Consider the following 17125-nt stretch of genomic DNA (forward strand, 5'->3'; position numbering starts at 1 on the left):
AACATACTCTGCGGGACTTTTTATTGACTGCCTAAATATTTCAATTACAATTTATAAGCAATGGTCGCAGTAAATTGCCTTGGCGCAATTGGGTTCACACTGTTATCATCATGTACATTATAACTAAGTTTATTGAGCAGGTTGGTCATTTTCAACCGCAGTGAAAAATTGTGCACAATGTACCCGGCAGAAAGATCAAATAAAGTATAATCGGGCAGGGCCATCAGCTTGTAATTGGGGTTTAACCCGGAGGGGTTTCTTCCGGCCAGCCTGCTGCCCACATAGTAAACATTCATGCCGGCATTGAATCCACGCAGTGCAGATCCTTCGCTGAAACTATAGAATAAACCTGCATTGGCCGTATGCGCAGGATTATAACGGAGTCGGTCACCCGTAATAAAGTTCCTGCCATTCCCACCTGTATATTTTGTTTCATTGTAACTATATCCAGCCATGAAACTAAATCCATGAACAGGCTTGGTGGCAATATCAAGTTCCACACCTTTGCTGGTTACCTCTCCAGCCAGTTCCCTTATATTATTATTGGTATTGGGCGTGGTGCCATCGGCAAGAAACAGCGCTGTTTGCGCAAAATTACCGTTGACAATCTGGTAGAGAGTGATGTTCACGGAAACCAATCCTTTAAAAAGATCAGTCTTGGCTCCTACTTCAAACTGGTCAACAATGGATGGTGCCAGGTTTTCATTGTTTACATCCACGCCAGTGTTCACGTTGAAAGAATTGGTATAGCTGGCAAAAACCGATACTTGTTTTATTGGCTGGTATACAATGCCCAGTCGAGGACTGAAAGCATCATTGCTATACCCGGACACATAACCTGTGGAGGCTTTTGCAATGCTGTCAACGGTAGCACGCTGGTTGTGCTGGTAACTGTAACGGATACCCGCCAGTAATTTGATCTTTTCGGATACACAGATCAGGTCCTGCAGGTAAATGCCTGAACGGACAATGGGGCTGGTGGTAATCCGGTCAGTTGCAAGGAAGGGAATATCGTTCCGGCGGTCGAAACTTGCTGGATCAAAAATGTTAATCGTGTCATACACATTCAGATTTCGGATGGATGCATCAGAGCCGTTTGCATTATACCGGTTATTGACAAAAGCAAAAGATCTTGTTTTATATTGATCCATATCTGCCCCAAAAAGAACAGTGTGACTGATTTTACCGGTCTTGAACTTACCCGTCAGGTCAAGCTGGGCCAGGTAGTAATCTTCCTCCGTTCTGCTTTTCTGCAAACCTCTCGCCCAGGTCCCGTCCTCTCTGATCCCAATAGGTCGGGCAGCACCAAACAATTCCACCTTGTAAGCCTGGTAAGATGCCTGCCCGCGTAACTGCCAGTTTTTCTTCAGTTCATGGGTAAGCGTTGCAGTAGCAGTTTTTTGCTCTGCCTTATTATAACCCCAGGAGACACCCAGGTAACGACTTCGGGGAACATTGGCGATAGTATAGTTGATGGCCCCTGTTCCAAAATCTGGTGTGCGGTTGTCTTTCAGGAAATCTCCTTCCAGTAAAAACTGTGTCTTTCTTCCGATGTTCACCAAAAAGGATGGGTTAATATAAAACCTTTCAGCTTTCACATCATCCCTGTAACTCCCATTCTTCTGGAAGGTAGTATTGATACGGTATGCAGCAGTTTTGTTTTTATCAAATGCGCCATACAGATCGATGGAAGGTTTATAAAAATCATAGCTGCCTGTGCGGAACGATATCTCACCACCATTTTCAAATTTTGGTTTCTTGGTTACTATATTCAGGATACCGCCAGCGGCTACATTACCAAACAGGATGGCATTGCCGCCCTTAAGGAATTCCACTTTCTCTACACCGCTCATTTCAGGCATGGCGCCATTATTATAACGGGATCCGTTCTTGAAGGTATTATTGCTGCCGAATGAAAAACCGCGGCCCGCAATTTCTTCCTGGTAACCACCGGTTGTTCCCATCAGGTAAACCCCGGTGACATGCTGAAGCACATCACTCAACTGCAGCACCTGCTGGCGTTCAAGCATATCCCTGCCGATCACTGCAACACTTTGCGGAAGATCCATTGGTTTGATGGATACTTTTCCGGCACTGACTGGTTTCTCGTTCATTCCCCTTCCATAGGTAACGATCACTTCAGCCAGTTGATCATTGTTTTCTTCCAGACTGAAATCAGTTACTATACTTTGATCAGCAGACAACTCTACTACCTGCTCCTGTGTTTTGACACCTACAAAGGATACAATAATGGTATACCTGCCAGCCGGTAATTTGGGCAACTGGTAGTTTCCATCCTCTGTACTGATAGTGCCGCGCCTGATTTCCTTTAACCTTATACTTACAGCCGAAACAGGCTTACCATCACTGGTCAGTATCCGGCCCTTAATCATTCCTTCCTGGGCGATTGCATCAAGGGCGACCATGGAACAAAACAATACCATAACATATCTGAATAATAAATTCTTCATTTTCTCAAAGGCATTTTTTTAAGCCGGCGCAAACTTCCGTTATGAAGGCCCGGCTCTGTTACCGCAATCGGGAAAAGGGTTTACGCAATCGGAAAAATATCCCCGCATATTTTTTGTAACTTCAATAAAAACCGATTGCTATGTTATCCAAAACCATGCAGGATGCACTGAACAAACAGGTTCAGATGGAAGCAGAATCATCACAGGCTTACCTGGCCATGGCCTCCTGGTCAGATATACAACCAGGACTGCAGGGCGTGTCAGCATTCTTCTACAAACAGTCCGAGGAGGAAAGAATGCATATGCTGAAACTGATCAGCTTCATAAATGAAAGGGGTGGATTTGGAATGGTGCCCGCGCTGGAACAACCCATCCTCACTTTCGTTAGTCTTCAATCTGCTTTTTCAGAATTCCTGAAACATGAACTGAAAGTCAGCAACAGCATCAATGAACTGGTACACCAGGCATTGGCAGAGAAAGACTATGCAACACATAACTTCCTGCAATGGTATGTAACGGAACAGATGGAGGAAGAAAGGGTGGCACGCACCTTAAACGAAAAACTGGAAATGATCGGGGAAGACAAGAGCGGCCTTTACCTGTTTGATCGGGACATCATGGCCTACCGTGGGCAGCCTTCGTGAAGGTGAATCAGTGAAGCAAGAGTTCACAGGGTTTGATACCGGTGTGCTTTTTAAAGGCGGTGGAAAAATGCGATATGGAAGAGTATCCAAGCATCATCGATACTTCCGTAACACTGAGACCTTTTTCGTAAAGAAGGTAACGGGCATGTTCCATCCGCTGGCCCTGGTAAAAATCAAACACGGTGGTTCCGTATAATTCCTTGAATCCTTTTTTCAGGTAACATTCATTGATGGCAACTTTGCGACTCAGTTCCTTGATGGTAATGGGCTCGCCGATGTGCTGCAATAAAATCTCACGAGCTTTTTCAATCTTCTCACGGTCAGCCTCATTGGCCAGGAACTTGCACGAAAAGGATGTTTCCTCTTTATCACCGATCATGCATTCAAGACTGAACAGCAACAGCATCTGCATCTGGGCATTGAGGAAAATATTCTCCATGGCCCCGGAATAATTATGGTTCAGCAGACCTTCGAGCACCGTTCGGGTGCGGCCACAAAGGGAAAGGGTTTTGGAAAAGGACGAACTGTGTTTGAAATGAATGATTTCATCCGGCAGGGTTTTCATTTTCCCCGCGCTTATAAACTGCGACAAATGGGTAGGGGAAAACAAAAAGCTCATGACATCAATACTGGGTGACCTTTGCTCGCAAACCGGACTGGATCCGAATTTACAACTGTCGCATTCCGCCTGCTTGTGCCGGCAATACATATTTCCGGAAATACAGAACCTTAATTCAAGGTAATTCTCAGCAGATTTATTGTCCACCTTATGGTAGATCAGCATGCCCAGGTCATCCACCTCAAATTGGGGCATTTTCCTGTACCGGTAAATCGAGAACTGCACCGAGCCGGGAATCTGCTGCTCTTTTTGCTGCATCAATTCCAGTTCATCGTACATAACCGGCGATTTCCGGGCCATGGATAATATGTCGGGCACCTGGTGCATAAAGGGCAAAACTACTGCAATTCAATGTCACGCCATCGTCATTTGTTCACCCGTCGGGTGCCACCCGACGGGTGAACTGTGATTCTCCCCCTCAGTCTTTGTGCAGGAAACCCGCCAAACGCGGATTTTGCTTCTCACCCGTCGGGTGGCACCCGACGGGTGAAGCCCTCCCCAGCCCACTTATCCACATTTCTTCACAGACCAGGTTTCTCGCACTCAACACCCCTGCCTCTTGGCCCTTTTTCCGTACATTTGCCAATAGTCTTTTTTTAATCCAGAAAAGCGTTACAGAAGCATATATGAGCACAGAAATTCAGGAACCGAGCCTGACAAATACCGGTAGTTACGGCGCCGACAGCATCCAGGTGCTGGAAGGATTGGAAGCAGTAAGAAAGCGCCCCGCAATGTATATCGGTGATATCGGTGTAAAAGGCCTTCACCACCTGGTATATGAGGTGGTAGACAACTCCATCGATGAAGCCCTGGCGGGTTATTGTAAGAATATCATCGTTAACATCCACGAAGACAATTCCATTTCCGTTTCCGATGACGGCCGGGGTATCCCCACCGCCATGCACACCAAGGAAAAGCGAAGTGCACTGGAAGTCGTAATGACCGTCCTCCATGCCGGGGGAAAATTTGACAAAAACACTTATAAAGTTTCCGGCGGTCTGCACGGTGTGGGCGTAAGCTGCGTGAACGCACTCTCTTCAAAACTGCTGGTAACCGTTCAACGCGAAGGCAAGATCTTCGAACAGGAATACAGCATCGGGATTCCAAAATATGCGGTTCGTGAAATCGGAACCTCCGAACTGACCGGCACCAAGGTCCATTTCTGGCCAGACCAGAGCATTTTCACCCATGCCGTTTACAATCGCGAGATACTGGAAGGCCGTCTCAGGGAACTCGCATTCCTGAACCGCCGCATCAACATCATCCTCAACGACCTGCGCGAGGTGGACGAAGCGGGCAACCACTACAGCAACACCTTCTACAGCGAAGGCGGTATTGTGGAATTTGTTGAAATGCTGGACTCAAATGCCAATCGCACACCATTGATATCCAAGACATTATATGTCGATGGGTACGATGAAAATTCACACGTGGCGGTGGAAGTGGCACTGACCTACAACAACGACTTCAAGGAACATATCTTCAGTTATGTAAACAATATCAATACCATCGAAGGTGGTACCCACGTAACCGGTTTCAGGCGCGCACTTACCCGCGTGTTTAAAAGCTACGGTGACCGGGAGGGCATGTTCGAAAAAGCCAAAATCGAAGTGGAAGGCGATGACTTCCGCGAAGGCCTAAGCTCTATCATATCGGTGAAAGTGCCCGAGCCTCAGTTTGAGGGACAAACAAAGACCAAACTCGGAAACAGCGATGTGAGCGGCGTGGTTGAAACGACCGTAAGCCGTGCACTGGAAGCTTACCTGGAAGAGAACCCGAAAGAAGCCAAAAACGTCATCTCCAAGGTAATCCTGGCAGCCCAGGCCCGGGTAGCCGCTAAAAAAGCACGGGAAATGGTCCAGAGGAAAACCGTTCTCAGTGGTGGCGGCCTCCCAGGAAAACTTGCCGATTGTTCTGAAAGGGATCCCGAACGCTGCGAACTCTACCTGGTCGAAGGAGATTCGGCAGGTGGTACCGCCAAACAGGGGCGTGACCGTAATTTCCAGGCCATCCTGCCACTCAGGGGTAAGATCCTGAACGTGGAAAAAGCCATGGAACACAAGATTTACGAAAACGAAGAAATCCGCAATATTTATACCGCCCTCGGTGTAACCGTCGGTACGCCGGAAGACCCGAAGGCACTGAACCTTTCCAAACTCCGCTACCACAAGCTCATCATCATGACCGATGCCGATGTGGACGGATCGCATATTGCCACCCTCATCCTCACCTTTATTTACCGCTATATGTCAGAATTGGTAAAAGGTGACCACGTTTACCTGGCCCAGCCACCGCTCTACCTGGTGAAAAAAGGAAAGGAACAGGAATATGCCTGGGGCGAAGACGATCGAAAAGCCTGGGTAGAAAAACTGGGCGGGGGCAAGGACGATAGCGTATCCATCCAGCGCTACAAGGGTTTGGGAGAGATGAACGCCACACAATTGTGGGAAACAACCATGAACCCCGATACCCGTACGCTGAAAAGAGTAACCCTCGAAAGCGCAGCAGAAGCAGACCGCGTATTCAGTATGCTAATGGGTGATGAAGTGGCCCCACGCCGCGAATTCATTGAATCCCATGCCAAATATGCAAAAATTGATACATAAATTAATTTTCGGGCACTGATTTTGCCGGTTATCGGTAATTTTAGCTAGCTTGTATGCCAGCAAACATTAATATTTATTCACTAACCATAAAAACAATTCATTATGGCTGATATCAAATTGACCGCATATAACGTGAAAACAAAAGAAAAAGGCGTTGAAATTAAAGATGCGGTGATTACAAAAACTGCCCGCGGCGGTTACATGGCCCAGGGTAATGACGGCAAGGGTAATAAACTTACCACTATGCTCGGTGAAGAAAAAGCGCTGGCTGCTATCAAAGCAGGAATCGCAAAACAAGGTTGGTAAAATTTTGAACCGTTTATTATAAAAAACATCATTCTGTATCAGCAGAATGATGTTTTTTTATTCCCTTAATCAGCTTTGAATAACAAACTTACCGTATACCTGCTCCTGGTTCTCGCCACCTGCCTGCTGGCAAACAGAACAATCGCCCAAAGCGTGGTGGACAGCCCCTACCATATCAACGGTTCCGCTTTCAAAGAAAACTGCAACTGTTATACCATCACCCCCAACAGCCAATTCAAATCCGGTTCTGTTTGGAATATCAATAAAATTGATCTCAGGCAGTCCTTTGAATACAGTTTTGAAATTAATTTGGGCTGTAATGACGCAACTGGTGCAGATGGCATCGTATTCGTTTTGCAGCCTGTCAGTACCAATATCGGCACAAGCGGCGAGGGACTGGGTTTTGCAGGGGTGAGTCCATCCATAGGAATAGCCATCGACACCTGGCAGAATAACAACCTGAATGATCCCGACTTCGACCACATCAGCATCCAGCGCGATGGTGATAACAACCATATTTCACCCAATAATCTCGCCGGCCCCGTGCCCGTATCTGCTTTCAGCGACAATATTGAAGACTGCCGCTGGCACGTTCTCAAAATCAGGTGGAATGCAAATGTCAATGTCCTGTCCACCTATATCGATGACCAGGAAAGGGTTTCAGACACCATTGACCTGGTAAAGGATGTTTTTAAAAATGATCCTTTTGTTTTTTGGGGATTCACCGGCGCAACCGGCGGTTCCACCAATCACCAGCGATTCTGCACTTCCCTGAATGCCGACTTTACACAGAAACCAATGACAGAAACCTGCGCACCCCAGGTAATAGAACTGGTCGACCAGTCCAGGTCCTTTGGCACCATCGTCGATTGGTTCTGGGATTTCGGCGACGGCACCACTTCAAAAGAAAAAAATCCGCCGCCGCACTTTTACCCCAATCCAGGTAACTATACCGTTTCATCGGTTGTGCTGGGAAATAATGGCTGCTGGTCCGATACGTTCAAACAGGTCATCACCATCGGCTCTGTTCCCATTGCCGATTTCCGGATACCCGACACTATCTGCGGTTCAACTGCCTTTCAGCCATTCGATTTATCATACGTTGAATTCGGCAGCCTCAATGAATGGAACTGGACCATCAACGGTATTGCCTTTAGCGGACAAGCCCCGCCCCTCCAAAACATTGCCGGCCAGGAAACCGTGCTGGTCAGCCTGCAGGTCAAATCAAAAGAGGGATGTATCTCTGAACCTGTTCAAAAGACAATTAACCTTCTCAAACAGCCCACCATCCTCCTTCCCGCAGAAAGCAGTGTTTGCGCGGGCGATACCCTGCTGCTGCAGGCAGTCTCGACCCTGCCCGGAAACCCCGTTGCCACCTGGAACTGGCAGGCCTCAAACGGCTTTCCCGAACAGGACAAATACCGCTTCACCAGTGCGATCGCCGGTGAATTCCGCATATCCCTCACAGGTATCGGAGAGAATGGTTGCGTAAGTGATCCGGTCAACCATACCACAACCTTTTATCAAACCAATGCTTACGCCGGAAAAGATACTGTTGTTGCCGACAACCAACCGGTTCAACTCACAGGAACCGGGGGCCAATATTATTCCTGGACGCCTGCTGCCGGCTTATCAGACCCCAATATTGCCGACCCGGTTGCAGTTGTCAGCCGCGAAACTTCCTATATCCTTAAAGCATTCACAGACGCAGGTTGCACCACCACTGATACCATCACCATCAAAGTTTACAAAGGTCCGGAAATTTATGTCCCCAATGCCTTCACTCCCAACGGGGACAGCCGCAATGACCAGCTTCGGTTCATTGCCGTGGGTATGCGAAAACTTCATTATTTCAGGATTTATAACAGGCTGGGGCAGTTGGTGTATGACAGCCTTGACAAATCAGGGTGGGATGGCAGTTTCAGGGGCACAAAACAGGCCTCAGGCAACTTTACCTGGATGATCAGCGGTGAAGATTATAACGGTAATGCCTATCGTAAAAAAGGCAGCCTTCTGCTGATCAGGTAATTAAGGTCGGGATTTCTTACCTTTAAACATAACCAACCAAATATTAACGATAAGCAAGCTTCATCATGAAAAACATCTTACTCACCACAGCCTGCATACTTTCCTTTTCCGCCATCAGCAAGGCACAGCAGGGCGATCCGAAAGCTACCGAACAATGGAATCCGGTTCCCGCCGTGATAGATCCGGGTAATGACCAGAAAGCGCCTTCGGATGCCATCATATTGTTTGACGGGAAAAACCTGAATGAATGGGTCAGCGCCAGGACCGGCGGGGCCCCGGCCTGGAGCATCGAAAACGGCGTGATGACCGTGAAGGGCGGCACCGGTGATATCAAAACCAAACAGGTCTTTGAAGACTGCCAGTTACACATCGAATGGAGAACTCCCTCAAAAGTGGAAGGAGAAGGACAGGGCCGTGGCAACAGCGGTATTTTCCTGATGGAGAACTATGAATTACAGGTGCTGGATAACTACAACAATGTCACCTATTCAAACGGTCAGGCAGGCAGTATTTACAAACAATCCATGCCCCTCGTAAATGCCTGCAGGCAACCGGGCGAATGGCAGACCTACGATATCATTTTCACCGCTCCCCGTTTTTACGAAAATGGTATGCTGAAGTCACCTGCACGGATTACCGTACTGCACAACAATGTATTGGTCCAGCATAACACGGAAATCAGGGGCGCTACCGAATACATTGGCCTTGCCACTTACAAAAAGCATGGTCCCCTGAGCATCAAATTGCAGGACCATGGCAATCCTACCAGCTTCCGCAATATCTGGCTCCGAAAATTATAATTGAACAGTGTTCACCCGTCGGGTGGCACCCGACGGGTGAACACTGTTCAACCAGTAAAGGCATCGTTATTTACAGGAATGATAATGGCGTAAAACTTTCCCCAAGAATAGCCGAATGTGCCACTCCCAGCCATTTATCCAGCAGAGTGGCGTACACCTGCCTGAAGTCTACCTGGTATCGCAGATCGCCGTCATCCAGTTTTGACAGATCGGGCATAACATTGAGAATCCCCTTTTCCTTTAAGGCGCCGCCAATAAAAAACATGTTATTCGCAGTGCCATGATCCGTTCCTCCGCTGGCATTCTGCGCCACGCGCCGGCCAAACTCAGAGAAGCTCACCAGCATCACATCATCGAAGCGGTTATTCTTTTTCAGATCATTCACAAATGCATGTACCGCATCATTCATTTCGGTGAAGAGTCGCCGCTGCTGTGCATCCTGCGCAATATGGGTATCAAAACTTCCCAATGACACATAATACACTTTGGTATTGATATCAGAGAAAATAAGCGAGGCAATTGTCTTCAGGCTTTTCCCAAGTTCCGTTGCCGGATAAGATCCGCTTGCAAATTGGCGGCTGTGCCGGAAGATGTATTCCGCACTGTTCTTGGTATCAGCAAGTGTTTTATAGAGGTATGCCGCGGTATGCTCCGCATGTTCCTGTTCGTGATGCTTCAGCAGGTCATCCAGTAAAGGACTTCGGCTGGTCTGGTACAACCTTCCCGGATCCTTCACCGCTATTCCGTTCCAGTCGGAACCTTTTAAAGCCAGGCTCAGCACATCATCCATTTCAAGTGCCTGTGTAGGGTGCGCACAATCCTTACACTGCAGATCCAGATAACGTCCCAGCCACCCGGTCTGCAAATATTCATCGCTCCTGCTGGCAGTTTGCCAGATGTCCATGCTCCTGAAATGGGAACGGTCCGGCTCCGGGTAGCCCACACTGTTCAGTATTCCCAGGCTGCCCTCATCGTAGAGCGATTTGAATGCAGGAAGTGAGGCATGCAGGCCAGCTTCATCTGTCAGCCGTAAACTGTTTTCTTTCCTGATACCAATCCCGGGCCTCGATCTGTAATAAATATCATTCCTGTATGGGATGACAGTATTCAGGCCATCGTTTCCGCCGGTCAATTGCAACACCACCATTACTTTATTTCCCGGGGGAACCCGGGTACTGCCTTCCATCGCCTGCAGAAAGCGCGGCACCATCAGTGATGCAGCAGCCAGTGTACCGGTTTGAAGAAATGTCCTCCTTTGTATCAGCATATCATTTTTTTTAAAAGATGGTTATTGAAAAAACATCCAACAACTAAACGTCAATCAGCATAACTGGTATTCAGGACAACTCATCATGCTGATGGTAAGTGTGCTGATATAAGCCTCCCTGCCCGATTGGTCCGTATATCGATGCAGTAATGCCTCGTCGGGAACAGTGCCGGATTGCAATACAAACCCTCTCAGCGTGGACAAAAGGTCCTCCCTCTTTACCTGCTGAAATGCCGCGGCAAACTTACCCCAGTCAATCTTAGCGCCGAAGCCCCGGGCACCTGCAGGGGCAGCAGCCCTGCCCATCTGTTGGTCATCATCTGATTTAGGCCTGATATTAAAACCCGTGTTTGCCTGCAAAACCTGGGGAAGCCGAAGCCTTAATAAAAGCGAACTTCCATCGATCCAGTTACGACCGCCGGGCCAGCCCGCCACATTTGGCGGGTACAGTAATATTTGCCCCAGTAACCGTTGCAATACCAGTTGCATCGACTCATTTTCCAGTGTCATCGGCAATTGTCTTTTCATGCCCACCCATAACTCAACCGGCGATTTGATCCGGTTGCCTATATTGGATGGATCATAAAACCATTCACTGGTGTATATTTCTGTCAGCAATGAAAGGATATTGTAACCCGACTGGTAAAACCTTGCAGAGAGTTGCTCAATCCTTTGCGGATCGATTTCATCATTCACAAAAAACCTGTACATCTTTGCAGTAATGAAACGCGCTGTGGCACGCTGTTCCAGCAGGATATCCAGTATATCATCGCCGGTAAAATCCCCCTTCCTTCCCAGGAAGTTTTTCTCACCCGCATCATGTTGAAATTTCCTGAATACAAATTCGCCCTGCGGGTTGGCACCCCAGCCTGTGAAGGATCTCGCAGCTTCTTTCACATCCTCTTCCGAATAATTTCCTTTACCGATCGTAAACAGTTCCATCACTTCCCTTGCAAAGTTTTCGTTGGGATGTCCTTTCCTGTTCTGGTTATTGTTCAGGAAATTGATCATGGCCGGACTCTTACTGACAGCCCGCAGCAGGTCACCAAAATTTCCGAGTGCGTTTTTCCTGATATCATTCAACAGCAATTGCTGAAAATATCCGTTCTGGCTCCTGCAGGCAAAATGCCCATGCCAGAAGAAGGCCATCTTTTCGCGAAGCTGCGCCGGGCTGCTGACCATCTCATCCAGCCACCGCAGGTTCAGGTTTTTAATATCCTCCCGGCTTTGCTGCCGCAACTTTCGTTTTTCTTCTTCCGGGATGTCGCGGGAAATTGTTCCCATAGTTTGTGAGTCCGGCGGATTAACAACCACTTCAATATCTGCAGGTGGGTTGGCCGAGGCCTTTTTCAATTCGTCAAATAATTGCCGCGGCTTTAGTTGCCGGATCCGGAGGGTTTCCTGTAATGCCGGACCGAAGCTGGCCCGCCAGGCCAGATGCTGGTTTTGGTTCTGGTTAATTTTCACCTGGATAATTTAGCAGTTTTGACCGCAAAAAAAGGAGTAAGTTTAATACAGGTGGTGATATATTTAAAACACCCGACCTCATATGATTCGTGCTGCCAAATACCTGACCCCGCTGGTGGTTTTCCTGCTGGCTCTTCTTGCATTCAACAGCAGGGGGATTGCCTGTTATGGCACGGTCATCTTTGCATGGATCATGATCCCGGCCTTCGAGTTATTGCTGCAACCCGACCCTGCAAATCTCAGCGCAGCCGAAGAAGAGATGGCGCGCAAAAACCCGGTCTACGACTGGATTCTGTACACCATCGTAATACTGCAGATACTTACTTTGTTTTATTTCCTGCAGCAAATGAAAACTGATAGCCTTTCCCTGTCCGACATCATCGGCAGGGTGCTTACGATGGGATTGTTATGCGGTACATTCGGAATAAATGTCGGCCATGAACTCGGCCATCGTGTGAAGCCCCACGAAAAATGGCTGGCCAGAATCTCACTGATGTCATCCCTCTATATTCACTTTTATATAGAACATAACAAGGGCCATCATAAAAGGGTAGCCACCCATGATGATCCCTCCACTGCACGTTATGGTGAACCGGTTTACAGTTTCTGGATCAGGAGTATCTCAAACTGTTACCTGGGCGCCTGGCAGATTGCCAATAAAGAAACCCGCAAAAAAGGAAAACCCGTTTTTAGTTTACACAATGAAATGCTTCAGGTCCAGCTTTTCCAGCTGGCATTTATTGCCTTGTTGTGGATGCTGTTTGGATGGCCCACAATTCTGTATTTTTTCCTCGCCGCACTGATCGGGATCCTGTTACTGGAATCGGTAAATTATATTGAACATTACGGCCTTCAGAGAAAACAGATTGCTGATGGCAAATTTGAAAGAGCAATGCCGGAACACAGCTGGAACAGCGACCACCTCATCGGAAGGCTACTGCTGTTTGAATTGAGCCGCCATAGTGACCACCATTATCTCGCGAGTAAAAAATACCAGGTACTTAACCACCACGATGATGCACCACAAATGCCTACCGGATACCCGGGCATGATTCTGCTTGCACTGGTTCCCCCACTCTGGTTTTTTGTTATGCACCGCCAGATCAACCGGTTCACAAAACTGAAAACTTCGGCGTAAGCTTTCTATAGGAAAATTCCGAAATCCAGGTCTCCCTCCCAAAGTTCCGCCGGTAGCCGATTCACCAATTTACCCACTAACCCCGGAATGCAACTTTGTGTAAATATTTCCCCTTTCAACTTATCTAGTTTTCCGATAATTTCCTGCCAGATTTTTAACCAAAAACACACCATTAATGAGAAAATTGCTCTTAAGCTTTGCCGCGGCCACATTGCTGCTGGCAAGCTGTTCGAAGTCCGATTCCAGCCAGAAGGATGAGCTGACCACACCCGAATCACTGTCCATGTCGGACCAGCGTAATTGCGGTGCGATGGAAGTACTGGCTGCTGATATGCAAAATGATCCGACCCTTGCGCAACGCATGCAGGAAATTGAAGAATTCACGGCAAAGGCTATCCGAAGCAGGAGCATGCAGCTGGCAGGTACCGGAATCATTACCATTCCGGTTGTTGTGAATGTCTTATACCGCACGGCTTCAGAAAACATTTCAGACGCGCAGATCCAGTCACAGATAGATGTGCTGAATGAGGACTTCAATGGCACCAACAGCGATTTCACCAAAACCCCGGCCATCTTCAGCGGGGTCGCTGCCAATGTTGGCGTGCAGTTTACACTTGCAGGAGTGGTTCGTAAATATTCAAGCAAAAGAAGCTGGCGCACGAATAACGATATGAAGAGTGCGGCAAAAGGTGGTATTGCCGCTACCGATCCGGCGAACAACCTCAACATCTGGGTAGTAAACGATATGGGCGGCATACTCGGATATGCCCAGTTTCCGGGTGGAAATGCTTCCACAGACGGTGTGGTCATTGCACATAAATATATGGGACGTATCGGCACAGCCACATCTCCCTATAATCTCGGACGCACTGCGACCCATGAAGTGGGCCACTGGATGAACCTCCGTCATATCTGGGGTGATGCCACCTGCGGCAACGACCAGGTTGCAGATACGCCCCAGCACAACACATCCAACGGCGGATGCCCGGCTTACCCGCATTACAGCACCTGCACCGGCACTCCGGTTGAAATGACTATGAACTACATGGACTACACTTATGATGCCTGCATGTACATGTTCTCCAATGGTCAGAAAGACCGTATGCTGGCAGTGTTTGCAACAGGTGGCCCAAGGGCTTCGTTTGCCAATTAATAAAAATACCGGTCAGAAAACCTTACCTGTAAAAAAAGAGGGTATCCCGTAAAAAGGATACCCTTGTTTATTGTGCCTGAACCTATTTGTTCAGATCAGCTGCTTTCTTTTACCAATGATGTAATCAACTCCAAACTGGAAACTCTGGAACATCCAGGAATTGATTACAAAGTAATCCTGTCCGCCCCGAAATAAGGCTGCACCGCTTTCGGCAACAGAATGCCTTCTTCCGTTTGTTTATTTTCCAGCAAAGCTGCCACTATGCGCGGAAGCGCCATGGAGCTGCCGTTCAGCGAATGGAGCAACTGTGGCTTACCGTTACCATCCTTGAACCGGATCTTCATGCGGTTGGTCTGGTAAGATTCAAAATTAGATACGGAACTTACCTCCAGCCACTTTTCCTGCGCCGCGCTGTACACTTCAAAATCATAAGTCAGTGCAGAAGTAAAGCCCATATCGCCGCCGCATAACCGAAGAATGCGGTAAGGCAGCTCCAGGCTCTGGATCAGTTTTTCCACGTGCAGCACCATCTGGTCGAGCACTTCATAACTAATGTCAGGATGCACGAGTTGAACGACCTCCACCTTATCAAACTGGTGAAGCCGGTTCAGCCCCCTTACGTCCTTGCCATAACTGCCTGCCTCGCGACGGAAACAGGGCGTATAGGCGGTCATCATGATCGGCAGTTCTGACTCCTTCACGATCTCATCCCGATAAATATTTGTTACCGGAACCTCGGCCGTCGGGATCAGGAAAAAATTATCCGCAGTAGCATGGTACATCTGCCCTTCCTTATCCGGCAGCTGACCGGTACCGTAAGCCGATGCTTCATTCACCATATACGGCGGGATGAACTCCGTATAACCCGCAGCGGTATTGTAATCCAGGAAATACTGGATCAGCGCGCGCTGTAGTTTGGCACCCTTGTTTTTATATACCGGGAAACCGCTGCCGGTGATTTTATTGCCCAGTTCAAAATCGATCAGGTTATACTGCTGCACAAGATCCCAGTGTGGTCTGGCACCTGCATGCAGTAGAGGCTTTTCACCTCCTGAACGCACCACAATATTATCCTCCGGCGTACGACCAACCGGTACCTGGCTGGATGGCAGGTTCGGGATCTGCACCAGTATTCCATGAATGGCTGATTCTATCTGATCGAGTTCAGACACATCCTCCATCCTGGATTTCAGTGCCGACACTTCCTGTTTCAACAGTTCGGCCGCTTCCTTTTTCCCCTCACGCATCATCTGGCCGATCTCTTTGGAAGCCGCGTTTACCTTACTTTGTAACTCATCCCGGTCGAACTGCAGCCTGCGCCTTTTTTCATCCAGCGCAATCAGTTCATCTACCAGTCCTGTCTGGGCAAAATGCTTCACCGCCAGTCTTTCTTTCACCAGCTCAGCGTTTTGCCGGATAAAGTTCACCTGTAACATCTTTTCACAATTTGTCGCAAATATAAGCGGCTTGCGCGGTTATCTTTGCGCTTATGAATGTACATGACGACCTGCAGGTCCGCTGGTGGAACCTGGAATCGAAACTGGTAGAGCGTTTCGGGAAAAAACCCGATATGGAAACCATACTCTTCCTGGTAGGTATCCAGGAATTCGGTGATATCCGAGAAAAATTTACCAAAGAACAGAAACAGGACCTGATGCATATCGCAGTTTGCTCTCTGCTGGCGCAAAGCGGGTATTATGAACTGGAGGGGAAGGACAAAGACGGCTGGCCTCATTTCAGGCAACTAAAAGCCCTGCCGGAACTGAATCCGGCTGAACAGGAAAACTTCCTGAAAGACCATGTATTATTGTATTTCGAAAAAACCGGGTTCTGAATGGTTTAATCCCTGAGTATGAAAATCGTATATGCATTTGCGTTGATATTTCTGGCGGGATGTAATCCCAGGGTAGCAGAAGGGCTGCGTGAAAACGACCTGCAAAAGGACGTACTGCTGCAAACTACCAGGGGTGATATCCGGCTCAGGCTTTACGAAGAAACACCCCTCCACCGGAATAATTTCCTAAAACTGGTGAAGCGGGGTTATTACGACAGGATACTATTCCACCGGGTAATCAGCCGGTTCATGATCCAGGCCGGTGACCCCAAAAGCAAAACAGCTGCAGATACCGCCAGGCTGGGCAGCGGGGGACCTTCCTATACCGTTCCTGCAGAGATCCGCCCCGAACTTTTTCATCGCAAAGGGGTACTGGCAGCAGCCAGAATGGGCGACGATGTGAATCCGGCCAGAGCCAGCAGCGGCAGTCAGTTCTATATAGTTCAAGGCAGAATATTCAATGACACCGAGCTTGACTCAGTGGAAATCCACCGGCTGAAAGGCCGGAAAATCCCCCCTGCCCACCGCGAAGTGTATAAAACCATCGGAGGTGCACCGCACCTCGACCAGGCCTACACCATTTTTGGGGAAGTGATCAGTGGTCTCCCGGTGGTGGATTCCATCGCGGCGGTGAAAACAAGCGGAAGAACAGGTGGAGACCGCCCGCTGGAACCTGTTCGCATTAAAAAAGCAAAGCTGGTGAACCGCTAACAGAACTATAACCTAATAATCCGGTAGCCGCACGGGGAAATTCCAAAAATTCCAACGTTATTTGCAGGACAAAATTTCACC

At 48.3% G+C, this 17125-nt stretch carries 14 protein-coding genes; 9 read left to right on the top strand and 5 right to left on the bottom strand.

Annotated elements, in window-relative coordinates; genetic code table 11:
- Nucleotides 1-44: 44 nt before the first annotated feature.
- A complete protein-coding gene (locus tag BC349_RS11520; protein WP_246456923.1) occupies nucleotides 45-2471 on the bottom strand; it encodes a TonB-dependent receptor in 2427 nt (808 codons plus the stop codon).
- Nucleotides 2472-2611: 140 nt separating this feature from the next.
- Between BC349_RS11520 and BC349_RS11525 the strand changes: the two genes are divergently transcribed.
- Nucleotides 2612-3115 (top strand): ferritin, encoded by a 504-nt coding sequence (locus BC349_RS11525; RefSeq protein WP_187256922.1) that lies wholly within the window; start codon nucleotides 2612-2614, stop codon nucleotides 3113-3115.
- A 7-nt stretch (nucleotides 3116-3122) separates the two neighbouring features.
- On the opposite strand, the gene BC349_RS11530 is transcribed toward BC349_RS11525, so the two are convergent.
- Complete coding sequence (locus tag BC349_RS11530) at nucleotides 3123-4013, bottom strand: helix-turn-helix domain-containing protein (protein WP_246456925.1); 891 nt, start codon at nucleotides 4011-4013, stop codon at nucleotides 3123-3125.
- A 347-nt stretch (nucleotides 4014-4360) separates the two neighbouring features.
- Here BC349_RS11530 and gyrB point away from each other — a divergent pair, with 347 nt between their 5' ends.
- The 4 genes from gyrB to BC349_RS11550 all read left to right on the top strand — a co-directional run bounded on the left by gyrB (nucleotide 4361) and on the right by BC349_RS11550 (nucleotide 9474).
- Nucleotides 4361-6340: a DNA topoisomerase (ATP-hydrolyzing) subunit B gene (gene gyrB / locus BC349_RS11535; protein ID WP_187256924.1), complete on the top strand. Its 1980-nt coding sequence runs from the start codon at nucleotides 4361-4363 to the stop codon at nucleotides 6338-6340.
- A 102-nt stretch (nucleotides 6341-6442) separates the two neighbouring features.
- Nucleotides 6443-6646 (top strand): hypothetical protein, encoded by a 204-nt coding sequence (locus BC349_RS11540; RefSeq protein WP_039133489.1) that lies wholly within the window; start codon nucleotides 6443-6445, stop codon nucleotides 6644-6646.
- A 75-nt stretch (nucleotides 6647-6721) separates the two neighbouring features.
- The gene (locus BC349_RS11545; RefSeq protein WP_187256925.1) at nucleotides 6722-8674 is read left to right on the top strand and encodes a lectin-like domain-containing protein; all 1953 of its coding nucleotides are present in this window, start codon (nucleotides 6722-6724) and stop codon (nucleotides 8672-8674) included.
- 65 nt (nucleotides 8675-8739) lie between these two features.
- Nucleotides 8740-9474 (top strand): 3-keto-disaccharide hydrolase, encoded by a 735-nt coding sequence (locus BC349_RS11550; RefSeq protein WP_187256926.1) that lies wholly within the window; start codon nucleotides 8740-8742, stop codon nucleotides 9472-9474.
- 70 nt (nucleotides 9475-9544) lie between these two features.
- Here BC349_RS11550 and BC349_RS11555 read toward each other — a convergent pair whose 3' ends face one another.
- Both BC349_RS11555 and BC349_RS11560 read right to left on the bottom strand, forming a co-directional pair.
- Nucleotides 9545-10741: a DUF1501 domain-containing protein gene (locus BC349_RS11555; protein WP_187256927.1), complete on the bottom strand. Its 1197-nt coding sequence runs from the start codon at nucleotides 10739-10741 to the stop codon at nucleotides 9545-9547.
- A 54-nt stretch (nucleotides 10742-10795) separates the two neighbouring features.
- A complete protein-coding gene (locus BC349_RS11560; protein WP_187256928.1) occupies nucleotides 10796-12208 on the bottom strand; it encodes a DUF1800 family protein in 1413 nt (470 codons plus the stop codon).
- An 82-nt stretch (nucleotides 12209-12290) separates the two neighbouring features.
- On the opposite strand from BC349_RS11560, the gene BC349_RS11565 reads away from it, so the two are divergent.
- Together BC349_RS11565 and BC349_RS11570 are read left to right on the top strand one after the other, a co-directional pair.
- Nucleotides 12291-13346, top strand: a complete 1056-nt coding sequence (locus BC349_RS11565) for an alkane 1-monooxygenase (RefSeq protein WP_187256929.1) — start codon at nucleotides 12291-12293, stop codon at nucleotides 13344-13346.
- 175 nt (nucleotides 13347-13521) lie between these two features.
- Nucleotides 13522-14499, top strand: coding sequence for a zinc metalloprotease (locus BC349_RS11570; protein WP_187256930.1), 978 nt, complete (start codon nucleotides 13522-13524; stop codon nucleotides 14497-14499).
- A 164-nt stretch (nucleotides 14500-14663) separates the two neighbouring features.
- Here BC349_RS11570 and serS read toward each other — a convergent pair whose 3' ends face one another.
- Complete coding sequence (serS, locus tag BC349_RS11575; RefSeq protein ID WP_187256931.1) at nucleotides 14664-15935, bottom strand: serine--tRNA ligase; 1272 nt, start codon at nucleotides 15933-15935, stop codon at nucleotides 14664-14666.
- Between the two features lie 53 nt (nucleotides 15936-15988).
- On the opposite strand from serS, the gene BC349_RS11580 reads away from it, so the two are divergent.
- Together BC349_RS11580 and BC349_RS11585 are read left to right on the top strand one after the other, a co-directional pair.
- Entirely contained in the window at nucleotides 15989-16333 is a 345-nt protein-coding gene (locus BC349_RS11580; RefSeq protein WP_187256932.1) for a hypothetical protein, read from the top strand.
- Between the two features lie 18 nt (nucleotides 16334-16351).
- A complete protein-coding gene (locus BC349_RS11585; protein WP_187256933.1) occupies nucleotides 16352-17044 on the top strand; it encodes a peptidylprolyl isomerase in 693 nt (230 codons plus the stop codon).
- The last annotated feature ends 81 nt before the right edge of the window (nucleotides 17045-17125 follow it).

The sequence above is a fragment of the Flavihumibacter stibioxidans genome (genome assembly GCF_014332695.1).
Classification (GTDB): Bacteria; Bacteroidota; Bacteroidia; order Chitinophagales; family Chitinophagaceae; genus Flavihumibacter; species Flavihumibacter stibioxidans.